20 protein-coding genes are annotated in these 20,663 nt (G+C 70.7%); 18 read left to right on the top strand and 2 right to left on the bottom strand.

The features are described from left to right. Nucleotides 1-271 precede the first annotated feature (271 nt). Entirely contained in the window at nucleotides 272-850 is a 579-nt protein-coding gene (locus ACFWUY_RS15170) for a hypothetical protein (RefSeq protein WP_384107404.1), read from the top strand. A gap of 4 nt (nucleotides 851-854) precedes the next feature. Here the strand turns inward: ACFWUY_RS15170 and ACFWUY_RS15165 are convergent, their stop codons facing one another. Further along, on the bottom strand, nucleotides 855-1,166 hold the full coding sequence (locus ACFWUY_RS15165) for a ferredoxin (protein ID WP_384107401.1): 312 nt from the start codon (nucleotides 1,164-1,166) through the stop codon (nucleotides 855-857). 254 nt (nucleotides 1,167-1,420) lie between these two features. Here ACFWUY_RS15165 and arc point away from each other — a divergent pair, with 254 nt between their 5' ends. The 5 genes from arc to prcA all read left to right on the top strand — a co-directional run bounded on the left by arc (nucleotide 1,421) and on the right by prcA (nucleotide 7,057). Continuing rightward, nucleotides 1,421-3,187 (top strand): proteasome ATPase, encoded by a 1,767-nt coding sequence (arc, locus tag ACFWUY_RS15160; protein WP_384107400.1) that lies wholly within the window; start codon nucleotides 1,421-1,423, stop codon nucleotides 3,185-3,187. A gap of 186 nt (nucleotides 3,188-3,373) precedes the next feature. Then, nucleotides 3,374-4,885 (top strand): depupylase/deamidase Dop, encoded by a 1,512-nt coding sequence (gene dop, locus ACFWUY_RS15155; protein WP_384107398.1) that lies wholly within the window; start codon nucleotides 3,374-3,376, stop codon nucleotides 4,883-4,885. Nucleotides 4,886-5,044: 159 nt separating this feature from the next. Further along, nucleotides 5,045-5,257 carry a ubiquitin-like protein Pup gene (locus tag ACFWUY_RS15150; protein WP_053194491.1) on the top strand — a complete coding sequence of 71 codons (213 nt, stop codon included), beginning with the start codon at nucleotides 5,045-5,047 and terminating at the stop codon, nucleotides 5,255-5,257. Nucleotides 5,258-5,418: 161 nt separating this feature from the next. Then, nucleotides 5,419-6,258: a proteasome subunit beta gene (prcB, locus tag ACFWUY_RS15145; RefSeq protein ID WP_384107397.1), complete on the top strand. Its 840-nt coding sequence runs from the start codon at nucleotides 5,419-5,421 to the stop codon at nucleotides 6,256-6,258. 46 nt (nucleotides 6,259-6,304) lie between these two features. Further along, nucleotides 6,305-7,057, top strand: a complete 753-nt coding sequence (gene prcA / locus ACFWUY_RS15140) for a proteasome subunit alpha (protein ID WP_384107395.1) — start codon at nucleotides 6,305-6,307, stop codon at nucleotides 7,055-7,057. A 66-nt stretch (nucleotides 7,058-7,123) separates the two neighbouring features. On the opposite strand, the gene ACFWUY_RS15135 is transcribed toward prcA, so the two are convergent. Further along, complete coding sequence (locus tag ACFWUY_RS15135) at nucleotides 7,124-8,143, bottom strand: LacI family DNA-binding transcriptional regulator (RefSeq protein WP_384107393.1); 1,020 nt, start codon at nucleotides 8,141-8,143, stop codon at nucleotides 7,124-7,126. A gap of 122 nt (nucleotides 8,144-8,265) precedes the next feature. On the opposite strand from ACFWUY_RS15135, the gene ACFWUY_RS15130 reads away from it, so the two are divergent. From ACFWUY_RS15130 to ACFWUY_RS15075, 12 genes are all read left to right on the top strand, one after another. After that, entirely contained in the window at nucleotides 8,266-9,546 is a 1,281-nt protein-coding gene (locus ACFWUY_RS15130; protein ID WP_384107391.1) for an MFS transporter, read from the top strand. 69 nt (nucleotides 9,547-9,615) lie between these two features. Continuing rightward, nucleotides 9,616-10,977, top strand: a complete 1,362-nt coding sequence (gene pafA, locus ACFWUY_RS15125) for a Pup--protein ligase (protein ID WP_384107389.1) — start codon at nucleotides 9,616-9,618, stop codon at nucleotides 10,975-10,977. A 117-nt stretch (nucleotides 10,978-11,094) separates the two neighbouring features. Then, nucleotides 11,095-12,033, top strand: coding sequence for an FKBP-type peptidyl-prolyl cis-trans isomerase (locus ACFWUY_RS15120; RefSeq protein WP_384107387.1), 939 nt, complete (start codon nucleotides 11,095-11,097; stop codon nucleotides 12,031-12,033). Nucleotides 12,034-12,076: 43 nt separating this feature from the next. Further along, nucleotides 12,077-12,448 carry an FKBP-type peptidyl-prolyl cis-trans isomerase gene (locus ACFWUY_RS15115; RefSeq protein WP_384107385.1) on the top strand — a complete coding sequence of 124 codons (372 nt, stop codon included), beginning with the start codon at nucleotides 12,077-12,079 and terminating at the stop codon, nucleotides 12,446-12,448. A gap of 139 nt (nucleotides 12,449-12,587) precedes the next feature. Beyond that, on the top strand, nucleotides 12,588-13,544 hold the full coding sequence (locus tag ACFWUY_RS15110; RefSeq protein WP_384107383.1) for a helix-turn-helix transcriptional regulator: 957 nt from the start codon (nucleotides 12,588-12,590) through the stop codon (nucleotides 13,542-13,544). 16 nt (nucleotides 13,545-13,560) lie between these two features. Further along, the gene (locus ACFWUY_RS15105) at nucleotides 13,561-14,514 is read left to right on the top strand and encodes a helix-turn-helix transcriptional regulator (protein WP_384107381.1); all 954 of its coding nucleotides are present in this window, start codon (nucleotides 13,561-13,563) and stop codon (nucleotides 14,512-14,514) included. Nucleotides 14,515-14,735: 221 nt separating this feature from the next. After that, a complete protein-coding gene (locus tag ACFWUY_RS15100; RefSeq protein ID WP_384107379.1) occupies nucleotides 14,736-14,990 on the top strand; it encodes a hypothetical protein in 255 nt (84 codons plus the stop codon). A 33-nt stretch (nucleotides 14,991-15,023) separates the two neighbouring features. Continuing rightward, nucleotides 15,024-15,221: a hypothetical protein gene (locus tag ACFWUY_RS15095; RefSeq protein ID WP_384107377.1), complete on the top strand. Its 198-nt coding sequence runs from the start codon at nucleotides 15,024-15,026 to the stop codon at nucleotides 15,219-15,221. Nucleotides 15,222-15,406: 185 nt separating this feature from the next. Then, a complete protein-coding gene (gene tatA, locus ACFWUY_RS15090) occupies nucleotides 15,407-15,709 on the top strand; it encodes a Sec-independent protein translocase subunit TatA (RefSeq protein ID WP_384107375.1) in 303 nt (100 codons plus the stop codon). Between the two features lie 105 nt (nucleotides 15,710-15,814). Continuing rightward, nucleotides 15,815-16,717: a twin-arginine translocase subunit TatC gene (gene tatC / locus ACFWUY_RS15085; protein WP_384107414.1), complete on the top strand. Its 903-nt coding sequence runs from the start codon at nucleotides 15,815-15,817 to the stop codon at nucleotides 16,715-16,717. A 41-nt stretch (nucleotides 16,718-16,758) separates the two neighbouring features. Continuing rightward, complete coding sequence (locus ACFWUY_RS15080) at nucleotides 16,759-17,742, top strand: diacylglycerol kinase (RefSeq protein WP_384107373.1); 984 nt, start codon at nucleotides 16,759-16,761, stop codon at nucleotides 17,740-17,742. Nucleotides 17,743-17,786: 44 nt separating this feature from the next. Further along, entirely contained in the window at nucleotides 17,787-20,612 is a 2,826-nt protein-coding gene (locus ACFWUY_RS15075; protein ID WP_384107371.1) for a DEAD/DEAH box helicase, read from the top strand. Nucleotides 20,613-20,663: the final 51 nt, after the last annotated feature.

Here is a 20,663-nt window from a genome sequence, read left to right as displayed (position 1 = left end):
GCGCCCCCCCGCCCCCCCCCGCACCGCCCGCCTCCGCTGTCAACTCCGACCCCCCCACCCGGGCCGGCCCCCCCCCCCCCCCCCCCCCCGGGGGGGGCCCCCCCCCCCCCCGGGCGCCCCCCCCCACGACGGCGTCCTCATGTTCCACGGGACGCTCCGCGAGCTGTTCCACGAGCACGGCCACCGGCCGACCCCAGCTGTTCCGTCCCCCTGTGACGTGTGGCACGATGCCCCGAAACCCACCGCACCACCCCCACAGGAGACGTCTCGCGTGCAGCCCTCCGCCGCCCCGGACCTCGCGGACCTCGCCCACACCCGGGCCCGGCCGGCCCACTGGCTGGCCACCGCCACGGCCACCGCCGCGGTCGTCGCCCTCGCGGGGCTGCTCCAGCCCGGCCCCGCCGGAGCCACCGCGGCCCCGGCCGCCGCCCCGCGCCCCGCGGCCGCCCCCGAGGCCGCCGGAGTCGCCTACCCGTTGGACTGCGCGGGAGGCCCCCGTACGGTCGCGAAACGGGCGACAGGAGACCTCGACGGGGACGGGAACCCCGAGACCGTTGCGGTCGTGCACTGCGAAGCCGGCTCCGGCACCCCGCCGGACGGCGTCTACGTCCTCGTCCGCGGCAAGGAGACCGGCGCCCCCGCGCGCGTGGTCGCCACCCTCGTCGACCCCGGGCTCCGCAAGAACGTCACCGAGCTCGACGTACGCGACGGAGCCGTCCTCGCCACCCTGCTCGGCTACTCGTCCCCCGACGTCCCCAGCTGCTGCCCCGACGAGAAGGAGCAGGTCAGCTGGCACTGGCAGGACGGCGCCTTCGTACGCGACGGACGGGCCGACGCGCGCAGCACCTGACCCGTCACTCCGCGTCGGGCCCGTACACCTCCACCTTGTCCGCGGTCCGACGCACGTGGATGCAGTCACCCGGGCACTCCTTCGCCGAGTCCACCACGTCCTGGAGCAGCGTCAGCGGGACCGGGGTCGAGGCCCCCACGTCCTGGAGGAGCTCGTCGTCGGCGCTCTTCACATAAGCGAGCCCGTCGATGTCCAGCTCGAAGACCTCGGGAGCGTACTGCGCGCAGATCCCGTCCCCGGTGCACAGGTCCTGATCGATCCAGACCTCCAGCGCGTCCTCGGCGCCCACGGACGGGACCTCGTGCTGCACGGTCATATCTCCTGCCGTTCCTGCTTCTCGAATCGCATATCGCGGGTAAGTCGGGCCCCCTCCGAAGGGTGTTGGCCCATGACGACGATACAACCGCCCGCTTTCAAGCCGTGAAGGGTGGGTATTCCCTCTGGCGAGAGGGGAAGCGCAAGGGTGAAGATCGGACACACCTCGGAGTCTTTTTGATCTAGGGGTTTCAATCACCACCCACGCAGGTAGGGTCAGGAAGCGTCCAGCTCCCCCTGGAGGAGGTGAGGACCGTGGCAGCCCACGACGACGACATCAACCGCGGCATCCGGCCCGGGCGAGGGTCTGAGGACCCCGCCGGACAGGTTGCCTATCTCGAGCAGGAAATCGCCGTCCTGCGCCGCAAGCTCGCCGACTCTCCGCGACACACGAGGATTCTCGAAGAGCGGATCGTCGAGCTGCAGACCAACCTGGCCGGCGTGTCCGCGCAGAACGAACGACTCGCGAACACGCTCCGTGAGGCCCGCGACCAGATCGTGGCCCTCAAGGAGGAGGTCGACCGGCTCGCACAGCCGCCGGCCGGCTTCGGTGTCTTCCTGCAGGCCAACGAGGACGGCACGTGCGACATCTTCACCGGGGGCCGCAAGCTCCGGGTGAACGTCAGCCCGAGCATCGAGCTCGACGAGCTCAAGCGCGGCCAGGAAGTCATGCTCAACGAAGCGCTCAACGTGGTCGAGGCCATGGAGTTCGAGCGCGCCGGGGACATCGTCACCCTCAAGGAGATCCTCGAGGACGGCGAGCGCGCCCTGGTGGTGGGGCACACCGACGAGGAACGGGTGGTGAGGCTCGCCGAGCCTCTGCTGGACGTCACCATCCGCGCCGGTGACGCCCTGCTGCTCGACTCCAGGTCCGGCTACGTCTACGAGGTGGTCCCCAAGAGCGAGGTCGAGGAACTCGTCCTCGAAGAGGTCCCGGACGTCGACTACGACAAGATCGGCGGTCTGGGCGGCCAGATCGAGATGATCCGCGACGCGGTCGAGCTCCCCTACCTCTACCCGGACCTCTTCAAGGAGCACGAACTGCGGCCGCCCAAGGGCATCCTGCTCTACGGCCCGCCCGGCTGCGGCAAGACGCTGATCGCGAAGGCCGTGGCCAACTCCCTGGCCAAGAAGGTCGCCGAGGTGACCGGACAGCCCGCGGGGAAGTCCTACTTCCTCAACATCAAGGGCCCCGAGCTCCTCAACAAGTACGTCGGCGAGACCGAGCGGCACATCCGCCTCGTCTTCCAGCGTGCCCGGGAGAAGGCGAGCGAAGGCACCCCCGTCATCGTCTTCTTCGACGAGATGGAATCCCTCTTCCGCACCCGTGGCTCCGGTGTCAGCTCGGACGTGGAGAACACCATCGTCCCCCAGCTGCTCGCCGAGATCGACGGTGTGGAGGGCCTGGAGAACGTCATCGTCATCGGCGCCTCCAACCGCGAGGACATGATCGACCCCGCGATCCTGCGACCCGGCCGGCTCGACGTCAAGATCAAGATCGAGCGCCCGGACGCGGAGGCCGCGAAGGACATCTTCGCGAAGTACCTCACGGCCACCCTGCCCCTGCACGCCGACGACCTCTCCGAGCACAGCGGATCCAAGGCCGCCGCCGCCCACGCCATGATCCAGTCCGTCGTCGAGCAGATGTACGCCGAATCCGAGGAGAACCGCTTCCTCGAAGTCACGTACGCCAACGGCGACAAGGAAGTCCTCTACTTCAAGGACTTCAACTCCGGCGCGATGATCCAGAACATCGTCGACCGGGCCAAGAAGATGGCCATCAAGGCCTTCCTCGACCACAACCAGAAGGGCATCCGCGTCTCCCACCTCCTCCAGGCCTGCGTGGACGAGTTCAAGGAGAACGAGGACCTGCCCAACACCACCAACCCCGACGACTGGGCCCGGATCTCCGGAAAGAAGGGCGAGCGGATCGTGTTCATCCGCACCCTCGTCACCGGAAAGCAGGGCGCGGACACCGGACGCTCCATCGACACGGTGGCCAATACCGGTCAGTACCTGTAAAACGCCCACCGGCTGCGGATGCCCGGAGACCGGGCATCCGCAGCCGACGCATTCCATCCAGCATTTCCCCCGGCATCACAGCACAGGGAAATACGCAACTGATCTCCCCACCAGCGCGGAGCCGCTCTAGGCTCATCGGTACCGCCGAGTCGCGCACAGTGAGCGCCGCCGGGCAAGGAGGGCCGCATGACCGTACGGCGAGTAATGGGCATCGAGACGGAATACGGGATCTCCGTCCCGGGACACCCGAACGCCAATGCCATGCTCACCTCGTCCCAGATCGTCAACGCCTACGCGGCGGCGATGCACCGGGCGCGCCGCGCCCGCTGGGACTTCGAGGAGGAGAACCCGCTGCGGGACGCCCGCGGCTTCGACCTCGCCCGCGAGGCCGCCGACTCCAGCCAGCTCACCGACGAGGACATCGGCCTCGCCAACGTCATCCTCACCAACGGGGCGCGGCTCTACGTGGACCACGCCCACCCCGAGTACAGCTCGCCCGAGGTCACCAACCCGCGCGACGCCGTCCTCTGGGACAAGGCCGGCGAACGGATCATGGCGGAGGCCGCCGAGCGCGCCGCCCAGCTCCCCGGCGCCCAGCCCATCCACCTCTACAAGAACAACACCGACAACAAGGGCGCCTCCTACGGCACGCACGAGAACTACCTGATGAAGCGGGAGACCCCCTTCTCGGACATCGTGCGCCACCTCACCCCCTTCTTCGTCTCCCGCCAGGTCGTGACCGGCGCGGGACGGGTGGGCATCGGTCAGGACGGCCGGAAGGACGGCTTCCAGATCAGCCAGCGCGCCGACTACTTCGAGGTCGAGGTGGGCCTGGAGACCACCCTCAAGCGCCCCATCATCAACACTCGGGACGAGCCGCACGCCGACGCCGAGCGCTGGCGCCGACTGCACGTGATCATCGGCGACGCGAACCTCTCCGAGATCTCGACCTACCTCAAGCTGGGCACCACCGCGCTGGTCCTGTCGATGATCGAGGACGGGTTCATCACCGTCGACCTCGCCGTCGACCAGCCCGTGCGCACCCTCCACCACGTCTCGCACGACCCGACCCTCCAGTACCTGGTCACGCTCCGCAGCGGCCGGACACTCACTGCGGTGCAGCTCCAGATGGAGTACTTCGAGCTGGCCAGGAAGTACGTGGAGGAGCGGTACGGCGCGGACGCGGACGAGCAGACCAAGGACGTCCTGACCCGCTGGGAGGACACCCTCAACCGGCTCGAGAACGACCCCATGAGCCTGGCCGGCGAGCTCGACTGGATCGCCAAGCTGGAGCTCATGGAGGGCTACCGGCGCAGGGACGCCCTGGAGTGGGACGCCCCCCGCCTGCACCTGGTGGACCTCCAGTACGCGGACGTACGCCCCGAGAAGGGCCTCTACAACCGCCTGGCGGCCCGCGGGCGCATGAAGCGGCTCCTGGACGAGTCCGAGGTGGAGCGGGCCGAGACGGCGCCTCCGGAGGACACCAGGGCCTACTTCCGGGGCCGCTGCCTCGAGCAGTACGCCGACGACGTCGCCGCGGCCTCCTGGGACTCGGTGATCTTCGACCTGCCCGGCCGGGACTCGCTCCAGCGCGTCCCGACCCTGGAACCGCTGCGCGGCACCAAGGCCCATGTGAAGTCGCTCCTGGACCGCTGCCGGACGGCCGAGGAACTGGTCCGGGTCCTGTCCGGCGGCTGATCGGAGGCCCGGCGCGGGCCTGAAATACCCCGGCACTGGGAATCATGGAAAGAGTGCCCGGGCGTTGTGGAAATCGCGGGGCCGAAGTCGGACCCCGCGTATAGGGTCTGATCTTGTACGGACTCAACCGAGCGGGTCGATTCGAGCGGGGTGAGGGATATGGCGACCAAGGACACCGGCGGCGGACAGCAGAAGGCGACGCGTTCCACGGAGGAGGTCGAGGAGACCACCACGGAGGCGAGCTCCGACCTCCAGGAGCGCCAGGAGAAGCTGAGCGAGGACGTGGACTCCGTCCTGGACGAGATCGACGACGTACTCGAGGAGAACGCCGAGGACTTCGTGCGGTCCTTCGTTCAAAAGGGTGGCCAGTAGCCGCCCCACGCGCCTGTCGTCCTCCGTCCCCGGAGCCCCGGAGAAAGCCGTGGGTCCGGGGACGGATGACAAGCGGTGGCACGGGTAAGGTCCGTGCACAGCAATCAAGATCGGCCCGCGCGTCCCACGGCGGGCCGACTCTCCCACCCGGAAGGAATCGCGTGGAAGCCAACCCTCGTAGCACCGGGCGTCTGCCGGCGGCCTTCCTGACGCCGGGGTCGTCCTCGTTCTTCGACTTCCTGGCCAGCCACTCGCCGGAGATGCTCCCGGGCAACCGGAAGCTCCCCGAGGGCATCGTCCAGGCGCCGCACGGCACGACCATCGTGGCGGCGACCTTCGCCGACGGGGTCGTCCTCGCCGGTGACCGGCGGGCCACCATGGGGAACATGATCGCGCAGCGCGACATCGAGAAGGTCTTCCCGGCCGACGAGTACTCGGCCGTCGGCATCGCCGGCACCGCCGGTCTCGCCGTGGAGATGGTGAAGCTGTTCCAGCTGGAGCTGGAGCACTTCGAGAAGGTGGAGGGCGTCACGCTCTCCCTGGAGGGCAAGGCGAACCGTCTCTCCACCATGATCCGGGGCAACCTCGGCATGGCCATGCAGGGGCTCGCCGTCGTGCCGCTCTTCGCCGGCTGGGACGAGGCCAAGGAGAAGGGCCGGATCTTCTCGTACGACGTGACCGGCGGACGCTCCGAGGAACAGGGCTTCGCCGCCACCGGCTCCGGTTCGATCTTCGCGCGCGGCTCGATGAAGAAGCTCTACCGCGCCGACCTGACCGAGCAGGAGGCCACCACCCTGGTCGTCCAGGCGCTCTACGACGCGGCGGACGACGACTCGGCGACCGGCGGTCCCGACATGGCGCGCCGGATCTTCCCGATCGTCTCGGTCATCACGGACGAGGGTTACCGCAGGCTCACCGAGGCCGAGTCCTCCGGTCTCGCCCGGTCGATCACCGAGCGGCGCCTGGAGCAGCCCGACGGGCCGCGCGCCGCCCTGCTCTGACCACTCGTCGCTCTGTAGAAGCCCAGAAGAAAGGGACGGACCGCCGGTGTCCACTCCGTTCTACGTCTCACCCCAGCAGGCCATGGCCGACCGGGCGGAGTACGCCCGCAAGGGCATCGCCCGAGGCCGCAGCCTGGTCGTCCTCCAGTACACCGACGGCATCGTCTTCGTCGGCGAGAACCCGTCCCGCGCACTGCACAAGTTCAGCGAGATCTACGACCGGATCGGCTTCGCCGCCGCCGGCAAGTACAACGAGTACGAGAACCTCCGCATCGGCGGCGTGCGCTATGCCGACCTGCGGGGCTACACCTACGACCGGGACGACGTCACCGCGCGCGGTCTGGCCAACGTCTACGCCCAGACGCTGGGCACGATCTTCTCCAGCGCGGGGGAGAAGCCGTACGAGGTGGAGCTGGTCGTCGCCGAGGTCGGCGAGGAGGCCTCGGGCGACCAGATCTACCGGCTGCCGCACGACGGCTCGATCGTGGACGAGCACGGCTCGGTCGCGGTCGGTGGCAACGCGGAGCAGATCAGCTCCTTCCTGGACCAGCGGCACCGGGACGGCATGTCCCTGGCCGAGGCCCTGAAGCTGGCCGTACAGGCCCTGTCGCGGGACACCAACGGCAGTGAGCGGGAGATCCCCGCCGAGCGTCTCGAGGTGGCGGTCCTGGACCGCACGCGCCCGCAGCAGCGCAAGTTCAAGCGGATCGTCGGCCGTCAGCTGTCCCGTCTCATGCAGGCGGACAACGCGGCGGTGACGAAGACGGACGAGCCCTCGGACGAGGCCCCCGAGGAGTAGACGGATCGGCCCGAAGGGGCCCCGGTGCGCGTCGGCGCACCGGGGCCCCTTCGGTCTGTCCGGCCCTCAGAGGGCCGGTGCGGGCCCCGTGGAGCCCCGGGGGACCAGGGCGACGGGCAGGGAGACCGAGCGGGGCGGTTCACCCGCGAGGACGGCGAGGAGCGCCTCCATGCCCCTCCGGCCGAACTCCTCGGCGGGCAGCCGCACGGTGGTGAGCTCCGGTTCGACCACGGTCGCCAGGGCCATGTCGTCGAAGCCGGTGACCGACAGGTCCTCGGGGACCCGCAGGCCGAGCCGGCGCGCGGCCTTGCAGACGCCGACCGCGAGGATGTCGTCGTCGCAGATCACGGCCGTGGGCAGGGGGCCGGGTGCCCCGAGGGCGAGGCCGGCGGCCTCCCGCGCGTCCGCGATGTTCAGGGGCGACCGTACGGTGCGCACCTCCGTCCCGCGCAGGGCGTGGGCGAGCGTCGCGGCCCGCACGTCGAAGGTCCAGGACGGGGCGGCGGACGCCAGGTGCAGGAAGCGGCGGTGGCCGAGACCGAGGAGGTGGTCGGTCACCCGGCGCATCCCGTCGGCGACGTCGAGGTTCACATGGGCGGCGGCGCCGGGGTCGGCCGGGTCGCTGTCGAGCATGACGAGCGGGAGGTCGGTGTCCCGGAAGGCCTCCAGGGCGTCGGTCGCCATCGAGGAGGCGATCACCCCGTCGAGGGCGGCCTGCGCCGACGCGAAGGGGTCACGGGCGGGGCCGAGGCCGTCGGGGGAGGGGTAGAGGACGACGCCGAAGCCGTGCGCCGCCGCCGCGGTGGCGGCGCCGGTGTAGACGTGGGCGAAGAACTCGTTGGTGAGGGCCGGGACGACGAGGAGGGCGGTCCGGGTACGGCCGAGCCGGAGGTTGCGGGCGGCGAGGTTGGGCCGGTAGCCGAGGTTCCGGGCGGCCTCCCGGACGGTCCCGGCGGTCCGCTCGGAGACGCGGCCGCGCCACTTGTCACCGAGCACGAGGGAGACGGTGGCCTGGGAGACGCCCGCGGCCCGGGCGACGTCCCGGCTGGTGGGGCGGGTGCCGCCGAGCGGCTCCGGGGTCTGCACTGGGGCCTCCGCGTCGGACGGTTCGAGGGTGCGGGCTGGACCCGCGTACAGCCGACATGGTACGTATGACGCAGGACGTTATACGTAAAACCTCGGCGCTGTCCGAGGCGAGGGGAGACCACATGGCCACCGAGGCCCGGGCACACGGCGGCTATCTCGACATACTCCGGGCACCGCACGCCGCCCGGCTGCTCGCCGGCACCCTGGTCGGACGCCTGCCCAACGGCACCGGCCCCATCGCCATCACCCTTTTCGTCCGCGACCAGGGCGGCAGCTACACCCTCGCCGGCGGCCTCATCGCCGCCTACGGCGTCGCCACCGCCGTCGGCCAGCCCCTCCTCGGCCGCGCCGTCGACCTCAAGGGCCAGCCCCGCGTCCAGCTGCCCGCCGCCGTCCTCTCCGCCCTCGGCATGGCCCTCCTCGCCCTCGTCGGCACCGGCCACCTCGCCCTCGCGTACGCGGCCGTCGTCCTCGCCGGCCTCTTCACCCCGCCCCTCGAAGGCGGCCTGCGCGCCCTGTGGCCGAGCGTCCTCGGCCGCGAGGACAGGGTCCACCGGGCGTACGCCCTCGACGCGGTCGCGCAGGAGATCATGTTCACCGTCGGCCCGCTGCTGCTCACCCTCCTCGTCTCCCTGTGGTCGCCCGCCGCCGCCCTCCTCGTCATCAACCTCCTCGGGGTCCTCGGCGCCCTCGCCGTCGTCCTCTCCGAGCCCTCCCGCGCCTGGCGCTCCGCGCCCCGGGAGGCCCACTGGCTGGGCGCCCTGCGCTCGCCCGGGCTCCTCGCCCTCCTCGGCTCCTTCTTCTTCGTCGGCCTCGCCCTCGGCTCCATCACCGTCGCCGCCGTCGCCTACGCGGACGACCGGGGCACCCCGGCCGTCTACGGCTGGCTGATGGCCGCCCTCGGTCTCGGCGCGCTCCTCGGCGGCGTCGCCTACGGCGCCCGGCAGTGGTCCGGGGCGCCCGAGCGGCGCCTGCGCGTCCTCGTGCTGCTCCTCGCGGTCTGTTACCTGCCGCTCGTGCTCACGCCCGGCCCCGTCGCCATGGCCGGCCTCTCGGTCCTCTCCGGCGTGTTCCTGGCGCCCGTCCTCGCCTGCGCCTTCATCGTCGTGGACCGGCACGCGCCGCGCGGCACCGTGACCGAGGCCTTCTCCTGGCTCGTCACCACCTTCGGCGTCGGCTCGGCCCTCGGCTCCGCCGTCGCGGGGCCCGCCGTCGAACTCGCGGGGACGGTCACCGGATTCGCCGTCGCCGGGGCGGGCGGCCTGGTCGCCTTCCTCGTCCTCCTCGCCACCGGCCGCGTGCTCGGCGTGCCCACGGGCCCCGACACCCCGGCGGCCGACGCGCGACACGCCGTCGGCGCGGGCGCCTCCACCCCCGTACACAGCGAAAAGAACACGCACTGATCGGAAAATGATCGAAACGGGAACGTCCAACCCGGTTTCAGCACAGGCCGTCAGGCGTAATGTTCAGACATGGACCGCCGCATTTTCGGGCTGGAGAACGAGTACGGCGTCACGTGCACGTTCAGGGGACAGCGCCGACTGTCTCCTGACGAAGTGGCGCGCTACCTCTTCCGCCGTGTCGTGTCATGGGGCCGCAGCAGCAATGTCTTCCTGCGGAACGGCGCCCGCCTGTACCTGGACGTGGGATCGCATCCGGAATACGCAACACCGGAATGCGACGACGTGACCGAACTGGTCACCCACGACAAGGCCGGCGAGCGCATTCTCGAGGGCCTGCTCGTCGACGCCGAACGCCGCCTGCACGAGGAGGGAATCGCGGGCGACGTCTACCTCTTCAAGAACAACACCGACTCGGCCGGAAACTCGTACGGGTGCCACGAGAACTATCTCGTCGCCCGGCACGGCGAGTTCTCCCGGCTCGCGGACATCCTCATTCCGTTCCTCGTCACCCGGCAGCTCATCTGCGGCGCGGGAAAGGTCCTCCAGACCCCGCGGGGCGCGGTGTTCTGCGTCTCCCAGCGCGCCGAGCACATCTGGGAGGGCGTCAGCTCCGCGACCACCCGCTCGCGGCCCATCATCAACACCCGGGACGAGCCGCACGCCGACGCCGAGCGCTACCGCCGGCTGCACGTCATCGTCGGCGACTCGAACATGTCCGAGACGACCATGCTGCTCAAGGTCGGCGCCACCGACCTGGTGCTCCGCATGATCGAGGCGGGCACGGTGATGCGCGACCTGACCCTGGAGAACCCCATCCGGGCCATCCGCGAGGTCAGCCACGACACCACCGGTCAGCGCAAGGTCCGGCTCGCCAGCGGCCGCGAGGCCTCCGCCCTTGAGGTCCAGCGCGAGTACTACGAGAAGGCCGTCGACTTCGTCGACCGCCGCGGGATCAGGACCGGCACCGTCGCCCAGGTCCTGGAGCTGTGGGGCCGTACGCTCGACGCGATCGAGAGCGAGCGGCTCGACCGGATCGAGACCGAGATCGACTGGGTCATGAAGCACCGGCTCATCGAGCGCTACCGGGCCAAGCACAACATGACCATGTCGAACCCGAGGGTCGCGCAGATAGACCTCGCCTACCACGACATCCACCGCCGTCGTGGGCTCTACTACCTGCTGCAGAAGAACGGGCAGGCGGCACGGATCTGCAACGACCTGAAGATCTTCGAGGGCAAGTCGGTGCCCCCGCAGACCACTCGGGCCAGGCTCCGCGGCGACTTCATCCGCCGCGCCCAGGAGCAGCGGCGGGACTTCACCGTCGACTGGGTCCACCTCAAGCTGAACGACCAGGCGCAGCGCACCGTGTTGTGCAAGGACCCGTTCCGCTCCGTCGACGACCGGGTCGAAAAGCTGATCGCCGGAATGTAGGCAGGTCGTACCGACCGGTGGGGCCCCGTACGTTTGGCGTGCGGGGCCCTCGACGTGACAGGAGGAGCGCCTAGAGTGTCGGCACAACTACTGTGCCGTCTGAGATCTGAGGAACACGTGCGCCGACTTGCCGGCCTTCTCGTCGTCCCGCTGCTGCTGCTCTCGACAGCGGCGTGCGGCAGCGACGACAAGGGCTCCGATTCCGCCTCGATGAAGAACGGACTGCCCGCCATCACCGCGGGTCAGAAGTTCGGGGAGAAGCCGACCCTCGCCAAGGGCGAGGGCGACCCGCCCAAGGAACTCAAGGTCAACGTCATCAGCGAGGGCAAGGGCGCGGTGACGAAGAAGGGCGACGCGCTCCAGGTGAACTACCTGGGTCAGGCCTGGGACTCCGACAAGCCCTTCGACAACAGCTTCGACCGGGGTCAGCCGTTCGACCTGACGCTCGGCGCCGGCCAGGTCATCAAGGGCTGGGACCAGGGCCTCGAGGGCCAGAAGGTCGGCAGCCGCGTCGAGATCGGCATCCCGCCGGAGCTCGGTTACGGTGCGCAGGGCCAGGGCGACATCAAGCCCAACGCCACCCTCGTCTTCGTCGTGGACATCCTGAAGTCCGTCACGATCCCGAAGTCCGCCACGGGTACCCCCGTCGCCCAGGAGAACAAGGACCTGCCGAAGGTCGGGACGAACACCGACGGCAAGGCGCCCACGCTGACGGTGCCGAAGACCGACCCGCCGACCAAGCTCGTCTCGAACTACGTCATCGAGTCCAAGGGCGAGGCCGTGAAGGCGACCGACACGGTCGTCGTGAACTACGTCGCCGCCCTCTGGAAGGACGGCAAGGTCTTCGACTCGACGTACACCACCGGCAAGCCCGCGAACTTCCCGCTCGCGCAGCTCACGCTGAAGGGCCTCAAGGACGGTCTCGTCGGCAAGAAGGTCGGCAGCCGCGTCCTCATCGTCGCCCCGCCGTCCGAGGCGTTCGGCGACAAGGAGCAGCAGGGCATTCCGAAGAACTCCACGCTGGTGTTCGCCGTGGACATCCTGACGAAGATGTAAGACTGTCCCGATCACGCAGTTCATCAGTATGAGGAGCAGTTCAGTGAGCATCGAGAAGCCCGAGGTCGACTTCCCGGGCGGCGAGCCGCCGAAGGACCTGAAGATCAGGGACATCTGGGAGGGTGACGGCGCCGAGGCCAAGGCCGGCGCCAACGTCCTCGTCCACTACGTGGGCGTCGCCTTCTCCACCGGTGAGGAGTTCGACTCCTCCTGGAACCGCGGCGAGCCGCTCCCGTTCCGGCTCGGTGCCGGCCAGGTCATCGCGGGCTGGGACCAGGGCGTCCAGGGCATGAAGGTCGGCGGCCGTCGCGAGCTGATCATCCCCGCCCACCTCGCCTACGGCGACCGTGGCGCCGGCGGCAAGATCGCTCCGGGCGAGACGCTGATCTTCGTCTGCGACCTGGTCGCCGCCTGACCCGTCGTGTCCGACCGGTGACGGTCCTCCGAGGGCCCCCGCCATCCGTGGCGGGGGCCCTCGGCTTTGGCCCCGACACTCCGGGGCGGTACGGTCGGACGTCCGACCAGTGATCCGGCAGAAGAGGTGCGGGGCGTCGATGGCGATTGCCAAGTCCGAGCGGCTGATGAATCTCGCGCTGTGCCTGCTCGGGACGCGCCGCCCGCTGAGCAAGCGTGAACTCCGCGGTTCCATCGAGGCCTACCTCGAAGCGAGCGGGGACGACGCCTTCAACCGCATGTTCGAGCGCGACAAGGACGATCTGCGCGAGCTCGGCCTGGTCATCGAGACCGTCGAGAACCTGGAGGGCGAGACCGGCTACCTCGCCCGCCGCGACTCCAACCGGCTGCCGCCCATCACCCTCGACGCCGAGGAGGCCGCCGCGCTCGGCCTCGCCGCGAAGGTCTGGCAGCAGGCCCGCCTCGCCGGCGCGGCCAGCGGCGCCCTCCAGAAGCTCCGCGCCGCCGGAATGCCGGAGGCGGAGGACTCGTACGACGTCCAGCCCAGCGCCCTCGAGCCGCGCATCCCGGTCCACGAGGCCGCCTTCGAGCCGCTGATGCTGGCCTGCCGCGACCGCCGGCCCGTCGTCTTCGACTACCGCAAGGCCAACGCCGCCCGCCCCGAGGCCCGCCATGTCGAGCCCTGGACCCTCGAATGCTGGCGCGGCCACTGGTACCTGGCCGGCTGGGACCGCGACCGGGGCGCCGAGCGCGTCTTCCGGCTCTCCCGGATCACCGGCAAGGTCCGCTCCCGGGCCGGCGCGTTCACCGCGCCCGTGCCGGACGTCGTCACCGTCCGCGAGACCGTGGAGAGCTGGGCGGGGGAGACCGCCACCCGCTCGGCCCGGATCCGGCTGCGCGCCGGCTGCGGCTACCCGCTGCGGGCCCGCGCCCAGTCCGTGCGGGAGGGCGCCGACGGCTGGGACGAACTGGAGATCCCGTACGGGCACGGGCTCGACGCCTGGCTCGTCGAGTTCGGCCCCGATGTCGTCGTACTGGAACCGGCCGATCTGCGGGCCGACGTGGTGGACCGGCTCCGTGCCGTGGCCAAGGGCTGAGGGGAAGACGTACCGCATGGCTGCCAACGCGATCGACCAGACGAGGCGGATGCTGTCGCTCGTCACCTACCTCCGGGAGCGCCCCGGCGCCCACGTCGCCGACGTCGCGCGCGCCTTCGGGATCACCGAGGACGAGCTGATCTCCGACCTCGACGTACTGCCCATGTGCGGTACGAGCTTCCGCGGCGGGGACCTCCTCGACATCGACACCGACGGCGACCGGATCTGGTGGCACAACCCGGACGACGTCGCCGCGCCGCTGCGGCTCGCCGCCGACGAGGCGACCGCCCTCCTGGTCGCCGCCCGTGCCGTCGCCACCCTGCCGGGACTCCGCGAGAGCGACCGGGAGGCGCTGCTGCGCGCCACCGCCAAGCTGGAGGCGGCGGCCGGCGAGGCCGCCGGGGCCAGCTCCCGGCTCTCGGTGACCTTCGAGTCCGAGGGAGGGGTGTTCGCCGAGGTCGACCGGGCGATCTCGGAGCGCCGACGCCTGTGGGTGCGGTACTACTCGCCCGCGCGCGACGAGCTCACCGAGCGCGAGGTCGACCCGATCCGGCTGTTCGCCGTCGGCCACACGTACATGGAGGCGTGGTGCCGGCTCTCCGAGGCGCGCCGCACCTTCCGGCTGGACCGGGTGGCCGAGATCCGCATCCTCGACGAGCAGGCGGCGCCGCCGGAGCTGGAGCTGCGCGACCTCTCCGAGGGCCTCGTCCAGCCGTCCGCCGACGACCCGGAAGTGGTGGTCGAGGTCGGCCCGGGCGGGCGCTGGGTCGCCGAGTACTACCCGCACGACCGGGCCGACGAACTGCCCGACGGCGGGCTCCGGATCACCCTGCGCACACCGGACCCGGCCTCGCTGCGCCGGCTCGCGCTGCGGCTGGGCAGTGACGGGCGGATCGTCGCGCCGCAGGATCTCGCCGACAACGCGAGGACGGCCGCCACCGCCGCGCTCGCCGCGTACGAGGGCGAGTGACGTTCTCCGCCCGGCGGACGCTGTGAGGGACGTAGCCGCTGACGCCGTGCGGACGCGGCTGCCGATGTGAGGCCGGGCCGCGTGCCGACGTACGCGGCCCGGGAGGTGGACACGCGCGTACGCGCCCAGGAGGCGGACGCGGTCCGGGAGATGAACGCGGCCCGGAAGACGGACGCGGACGTACGCGGGCGCGTGGGCACGGGAGACGAGAGATGAGGTAAATGTCCGTGATGCACGGTTTTACGGTGGCGATGGCCCCGGTCCTCTTCAAGGCCGCCTGCCCCGACTGCCGCTCCCGCTTCGAACTCTCCGCGAGCGCCCTGCGCCTCGCCATCGGGGCGAGCCGCCGCACCACCTTCTACTCCTTCACCTGCCCCGAGTGCGGCAGCTCCGTACGCAAACCCGCCGGCGAGCGCATCGTCGAACTCCTCACCGGCGGCGGCGTCCGGACCCTGCGCCTCCACACCACCGCCTGAGCGCCCCGCGCGCCCAAGGTCTAGGCTCGGCGCATGTTCTGGCCCATGCTCGCCATCGCCCTCGGCTTCCTCGGCCTCGCCGTCCTGGGCGTCCTCGCCGTCAAGGTCTTCATCGAGGTCCAGCGCCTCGGCCGCCAAGTGGCCCGCACCACACAACAGATCGGCCAGGCCGCCGAAGAGCTCGAAACAGCCGCCGCCGGCCTGGCCCGAACCGGCGAGGCCCTGCGCTGAATCCGTGCCGTACGCTGCGCGAAGTCGCCCCCGGCGGTACGCGGGGGACGCAATCGGGAGTATGCACGGGCATTGCCCTGCGTTTACTCCTGCGGGTTACGATCGCAGACAGCGCGGTGGCCGGATGCTTGTCCGACCCGCCGGGCACGCACTCCATGTCGCCTCGGTGAAGAAGGTACACAGCTATGGGTAGGCTCGGCCCCACCGAGATCATTCTGATTCTCGTCGTCATCATCCTGCTGTTCGGCGCCAAGAAGCTCCCGGACATGGCTCGCTCGCTCGGCAAGTCGGCCCGCATCCTCAAGAGTGAGGCCAAGGCGATGAAGTCGGACGACCAGCAGAGCGCCCCCGCCGACCCGCCGCACGCCGGCACCGGCACGGGAACCACCGCGCCGGACCAGCCCGCCCCGCGCACCATCCAGGCCGCTCCCGGAGACGTGTCCAGCTCGCGTCCCGTGACCGAGCCCTCGGACACCACCAAGCGCTGACCCGGTCCGCCGCGGCCGCCGCACCGGGCGGCGGCCTGCCGCACGAGATGAGGACGTGGGTTGCCCAAGTCTGCCCGCAAACAGGAGAAGGACCCCGAGGGCCGGATGCCCCTCGTGGAGCACCTGCGTGAGCTCCGCAACCGACTGGCGAAAGGTCTCCTCGCCATCGTCGCGGTGACGATCGTCGCTCTCGTGTACAGCGAGAAGCTCATGGTGTTCCTGGCGCAATCGGTGCCCAAGTGCCCACCTGGCGTCACCAGTGACGGCGGAAACTGCGCGACCGTCACCTTCAACACGCTGATGGCCCCCTTCAGCACGACGATCCAGGTGTCCCTGACGGCGGGTCTCGTCGTCGCGAGTCCGGTCTGGCTCTACCAGCTGTGGGCGTTCGTCGCGCCCGGACTTCACAAGACCGAGAAGAAGTACACGTACGCCTTCGTCGGCGCGGCCGTGCCGCTCTTCTCCGCCGGCGCCTACCTCGCGTACCTGATCCTGCCCATCAGCGTGAAGGTCCTCATCAGCCTCACGCCCAGTGGCTCCGCGAACCTCCTCTCGCTCAACGACGTCCTCGACTTCACCCTGCGCATGGTGCTCGTCTTCGGCCTCGCCTTCGAGCTCCCGCTCGTCCTGGTGATGCTCAACCTCACCGGTGTCCTCACCGGCCGCCGCATGGCCGGCTGGTGGCGCGGCGTGATCATGGGTGTCTTCGTCTTCGGCGCCGTCATCACCCCGACCACCGACCCCGTCGGCATGATCGCCCTCGCCGGCCCCGTCACCCTCCTGTACTTCGGCGCCGTCGGCTTCTCCCTCCTCAACGACCGGCGACGCAGGCGCAACAACCCCGACGCCGGACTCGGCGACGACGAGGCGTCCGTGCTCGACCTCAGCCCCGAGCCCGTCGCCGCCCTCGAACCGGTCGCCGCCTCCCGGGCCCTGCCCGAGCAGGCCACCGGAGAGCCCGGCGCCGTCAGCCCGCACCGGGTCAACGGGTACGACGACATCACCTGATCTTGTAGGGTCCCCCCAGACTCCGTCCGGGGGGACCCCCAATGAGCAGCGACATCACCCTCTTCGTCAACCCCACCGCGGGCCGCGGTCGCGGCGCCCGCGCCGCCCGGCCCGCCGCCCGCGCCCTCAGGGACGCGGGCTTCGCCGTCCGCACCGTCCTCGGACACGACGCCGCCGACGCCCTGCGACGCGCCCGCGAGGCCGTCGCCGCGGGCACCGGAGCCCTCGTCGCCGTCGGCGGCGACGGCATGATCTCCCTCGCCCTCCAGGCCGTCGCCGGCACCCGCACCCCCCTCGGCGTCATCGCCGCGGGCACCGGAAACGACTTCGCCCGCACCCTCGGCCTGCCCGTCCGCGACCCGGGCGCCGCGGCACGCGTCACCGCCGGGATCCTCAGGACCACGGGCGGCCGGAGCACCGACCTCGGACGGATCCTCGGGCGGACCGACGGCGGGCCGCCCACCACCGACGGCACCACCGAGGCCACCGCCCCCCGCTGGTACGGCACGGTCCTCGCCTCCGGCTTCGACTCCCGCGTCAACGACCGGGGCAACCGCATGCGCCTCCCCGCCGGACGCTTCAAGTACGACCTCGCGATCCTCGCCGAGCTCGCCGGCTTCCGGCCCGTCCCGTACCGCCTCACCCTCGACGGCGAGCGCGTCGTGGAGGTCGACGCCACCCTCGTCGCCGTCGGCAACGGCAGCTCCTACGGCGGCGGCATGCGCATCTGCGCGGACGCACGCACCGACGACGGACTCCTCGACGTCACCGTCGTCGGCGACTGCGACCGCACCACCCTGATCAAGGTCTTCCCCCGCGTCTACAAGGGCACCCACCTCAGCCACCCCAAGGTCACCACCTACCGGGCCCGCTCCCTCACCCTCGACGCCCCCGACACCACCGGCTACGCCGACGGAGAGCCCCTCGGCCCGCTGCCCCTCACCGTGGAATGCGTCCCCGGTGCCCTGCACGTCCTCGCACCCGCCCACCTGCCCGGAGACGGCCCCTCCACTTCCCCTCGATAAAGATCGCGTCACTGTCACAGGGGGCGGGTAGGCTCGACAACAAGATGACAGAGGACCTCACACCAGCCGAGGCGTACGCGGCCGCCCGCGCCCGCAACGCCGAGCAGGCCACCGCGCTGGCCCCGTTCCGCGAGATGTACGAGTTCGGTCTCGACCCCTTCCAGATCGAGGCGTGCCAGGCACTCGAGGCGGGGAAGGGCGTGCTCGTGGCCGCGCCCACGGGCTCGGGCAAGACCATCGTCGGCGAGTTCGCCGTCCACCTCGCCCTCACCCAGGGCCGCAAGTGCTTCTACACGACACCCATCAAGGCGCTGTCGAACCAGAAGTACGCCGACCTCGTCAGACGGTACGGCGCCGACAAGGTCGGCCTCCTCACCGGTGACAACAGCGTCAACGGCGACGCGCCGATCGTGGTCATGACCACCGAAGTCCTCCGCAACATGCTGTACGCGGGATCCCAGGCCCTCTCCGGCCTCGGCTACGTGGTCATGGACGAGGTCCACTACCTCTCCGACCGCTTCCGCGGCGCCGTCTGGGAGGAAGTGATCATCCACCTCCCCGAATCCGTCACCCTCGTCTCACTCTCCGCGACCGTGTCGAACGCCGAGGAGTTCGGCGACTGGCTCGACACCGTCCGCGGCGACACCGAGGTCATCGTCTCCGAGAGCCGGCCCGTCCCCCTCTGGCAGCACGTCCTCGCCGGACGCCGGATGTACGACCTCTTCGAGGAGGAGACCGACCACGGCGGCCGCGGAGCCTCCCGGCGCGAGCTCAACCCCGACCTCCTCCGCCTCGCCCGCACCGAGAACAGCACGTACAACCCGCGCGACCGGCGGCGCGGCAAGATGATCCGCGAGGCCGACCGCGAGCGCGAGCGCCGCCAGCGCACCCGCATCTGGACCCCCGGCCGGCCCGAGGTCATCGAGCGCCTCGACGCCGAAGGGCTCCTGCCCGCGATCACCTTCATCTTCAGCCGGGCCGGCTGCGAGGCCGCCGTACAGCAGTGTCTGTACGCCGGACTCCGGCTCAACAACGACGAGGGACGCCTGCGCGTCCGCGAGATCGTCGAGGAGCGCACCGCCTCCATCCCCACCGAGGACCTCCACGTCCTCGGCTACTACGAGTGGCTCGAAGCCCTGGAGCGGGGCATCGCCGCCCACCACGCCGGCATGCTCCCGACCTTCAAGGAGGTCGTCGAGGAGCTCTTCGTCCGCGGCCTCGTGAAGGCCGTCTTCGCCACCGAGACCCTCGCCCTCGGCATCAACATGCCCGCGCGGACCGTCATCCTGGAAAAGCTCGTCAAGTGGAACGGCGAGCAGCACGCCGACATCACCCCCGGCGAGTACACCCAGCTCACCGGTCGTGCCGGACGCCGTGGCATCGACGTCGAAGGCCACGCCGTCGTCCTCTGGCAGCGCGGGCTCGACCCGGAGCACCTCGCCGGACTCGCCGGCACGCGCACGTACCCCCTGCGCTCCAGCTTCAAGCCCTCGTACAACATGGCGGTCAACCTCGTCGACCAGTTCGGCAGCCACCGCTCCCGCGAGCTCCTCGAAACCTCCTTCGCCCAGTTCCAGGCCGACCGCTCGGTCGTCGGGATCTCCCGACAGGTACAGCGGAACGAGGAGGGACTCGACGGCTACCGCGAGGGCATGACCTGCCACCTCGGCGACTTCGAGGAGTACGCGCGGCTCCGCCGCGACCTCAAGGACCGCGAGACCGAGCTGGCCAAGCAGGGCGCCGCCCAGCGCCGCGCCCAGGCGGCAAGCTCCCTGGAGAAACTCAAGGCCGGCGACGTCATCCACGTCCCGACCGGCAAGTTCGCCGGACTCGCCCTGGTCCTCGACCCCGGCATCCCGGCCGGCCGCACCAACGGCCACCGCGGCTTCGAGCACCACGACGGACCACGCCCCCTCGTCCTCACCGCGGAACGGCAGGTCAAGAGGCTCGCCTCCATCGACTTCCCCGTCCCGGTCGAGGCACTGGAGCGCATGAGGATCCCCAAGACCTTCAACCCGCGCTCCCCCCAGTCCCGCCGCGACCTCGCCTCCGCGCTGCGCAGCAAGGCGGGACACATCAACCCCGAGCGCCACCACAAGCAGCGCTCCGCCGCCGTCGACGACCGCGAGATCGCCCGGCTGCGCACCGAGATCCGCGCCCACCCCTGCCACGGCTGCGACGAGCGCGAGGACCACGCCCGCTGGGCCGAGCGCTACCACCGTCTCCAGCGCGACACCCAGCAGCTGGAGCGGCGCATCGAAGGCCGCACCAACACCATCGCCCGCACCTTCGACCGGATCGTCGCGCTCCTCACCGAACTCGACTACCTCCGGGGCAACGACGTCACCGACAACGGCAAGCGGCTCGCCCGGCTCTACGGCGAACTCGACCTGCTGGCCAGCGAATGCCTCCGCGACCGCGTCTGGGAAGGCCTCACACCGGCCGAACTGGCCGCCTGCGTCTCCGCGTTGGTGTTCGAGGCGCGCCAGTCCGACGACGCCGTCGCGCCCAAGCTGCCCAGCGGCAACGCCAAGGCGGCACTCGGCGAGATGGTCAGGATCTGGGGCCGCCTGGACGCCCTCGAAGAGGAGTTCAAGATCCACCAGGCGGAGGGGGTCGGCCAGCGCGAACCCGACCTCGGATTCGCCTGGGCCGCCTACCAGTGGGCGTCCGACAAGAGCCTCGACGAGGTGCTACGGGAGGCCGAGATGCCCGCCGGCGACTTCGTCCGCTGGTGCAAGCAGGTCATCGACGTCCTCGGACAGATCGCGGCGGCGGCGCCCAAGGAGAACAGCACCGTCGCCAAGAACGCCCGCAAGGCAGTGGACGCGCTGCTGAGGGGTGTGGTCGCGTACAGCTCGGTGGGCTGACGGCGGCTCCCTCCCCGCCCCTTCGGGGGGGGGGGGCCGGGGGCCCCCCCC

The organism is Streptomyces sp. NPDC058664 (assembly GCF_042716635.1).
GTDB lineage: Bacteria > Actinomycetota > Actinomycetes > Streptomycetales > Streptomycetaceae > Streptomyces.
Note: the sequence above shows the minus strand (reverse complement) of the source record. Positions and strands in the feature narration are given on the sequence as shown.

Bases quoted from the DNA above. Each gene is read 5' to 3' on its own strand.
- dop (WP_384107398.1), top strand. From the start codon at position 3,374: ATGACCGTACGGCGAGTAATGGGCATCGAGACGGAATACGGGATCTCC.
- ACFWUY_RS15165 (WP_384107401.1), bottom strand. From the start codon at position 1,166: ATGACCGTGCAGCACGAGGTCCCGTCCGTGGGCGCCGAGGACGCGCTG.
- ACFWUY_RS15150 (WP_053194491.1), top strand. From the start codon at position 5,045: ATGGCGACCAAGGACACCGGCGGCGGACAGCAGAAGGCGACGCGTTCC.
- ACFWUY_RS15075 (WP_384107371.1), top strand. From the start codon at position 17,787: ATGACAGAGGACCTCACACCAGCCGAGGCGTACGCGGCCGCCCGCGCC.
- ACFWUY_RS15080 (WP_384107373.1), top strand. From the start codon at position 16,759: ATGAGCAGCGACATCACCCTCTTCGTCAACCCCACCGCGGGCCGCGGT.
- tatC (WP_384107414.1), top strand. From the start codon at position 15,815: ATGCCCCTCGTGGAGCACCTGCGTGAGCTCCGCAACCGACTGGCGAAA.
- ACFWUY_RS15100 (WP_384107379.1), top strand. From the start codon at position 14,736: ATGTCCGTGATGCACGGTTTTACGGTGGCGATGGCCCCGGTCCTCTTC.
- pafA (WP_384107389.1), top strand. From the start codon at position 9,616: ATGGACCGCCGCATTTTCGGGCTGGAGAACGAGTACGGCGTCACGTGC.
- ACFWUY_RS15110 (WP_384107383.1), top strand. From the start codon at position 12,588: ATGGCGATTGCCAAGTCCGAGCGGCTGATGAATCTCGCGCTGTGCCTG.
- ACFWUY_RS15105 (WP_384107381.1), top strand. From the start codon at position 13,561: ATGGCTGCCAACGCGATCGACCAGACGAGGCGGATGCTGTCGCTCGTC.
- ACFWUY_RS15130 (WP_384107391.1), top strand. From the start codon at position 8,266: ATGGCCACCGAGGCCCGGGCACACGGCGGCTATCTCGACATACTCCGG.
- ACFWUY_RS15095 (WP_384107377.1), top strand. From the start codon at position 15,024: ATGTTCTGGCCCATGCTCGCCATCGCCCTCGGCTTCCTCGGCCTCGCC.
- tatA (WP_384107375.1), top strand. From the start codon at position 15,407: ATGGGTAGGCTCGGCCCCACCGAGATCATTCTGATTCTCGTCGTCATC.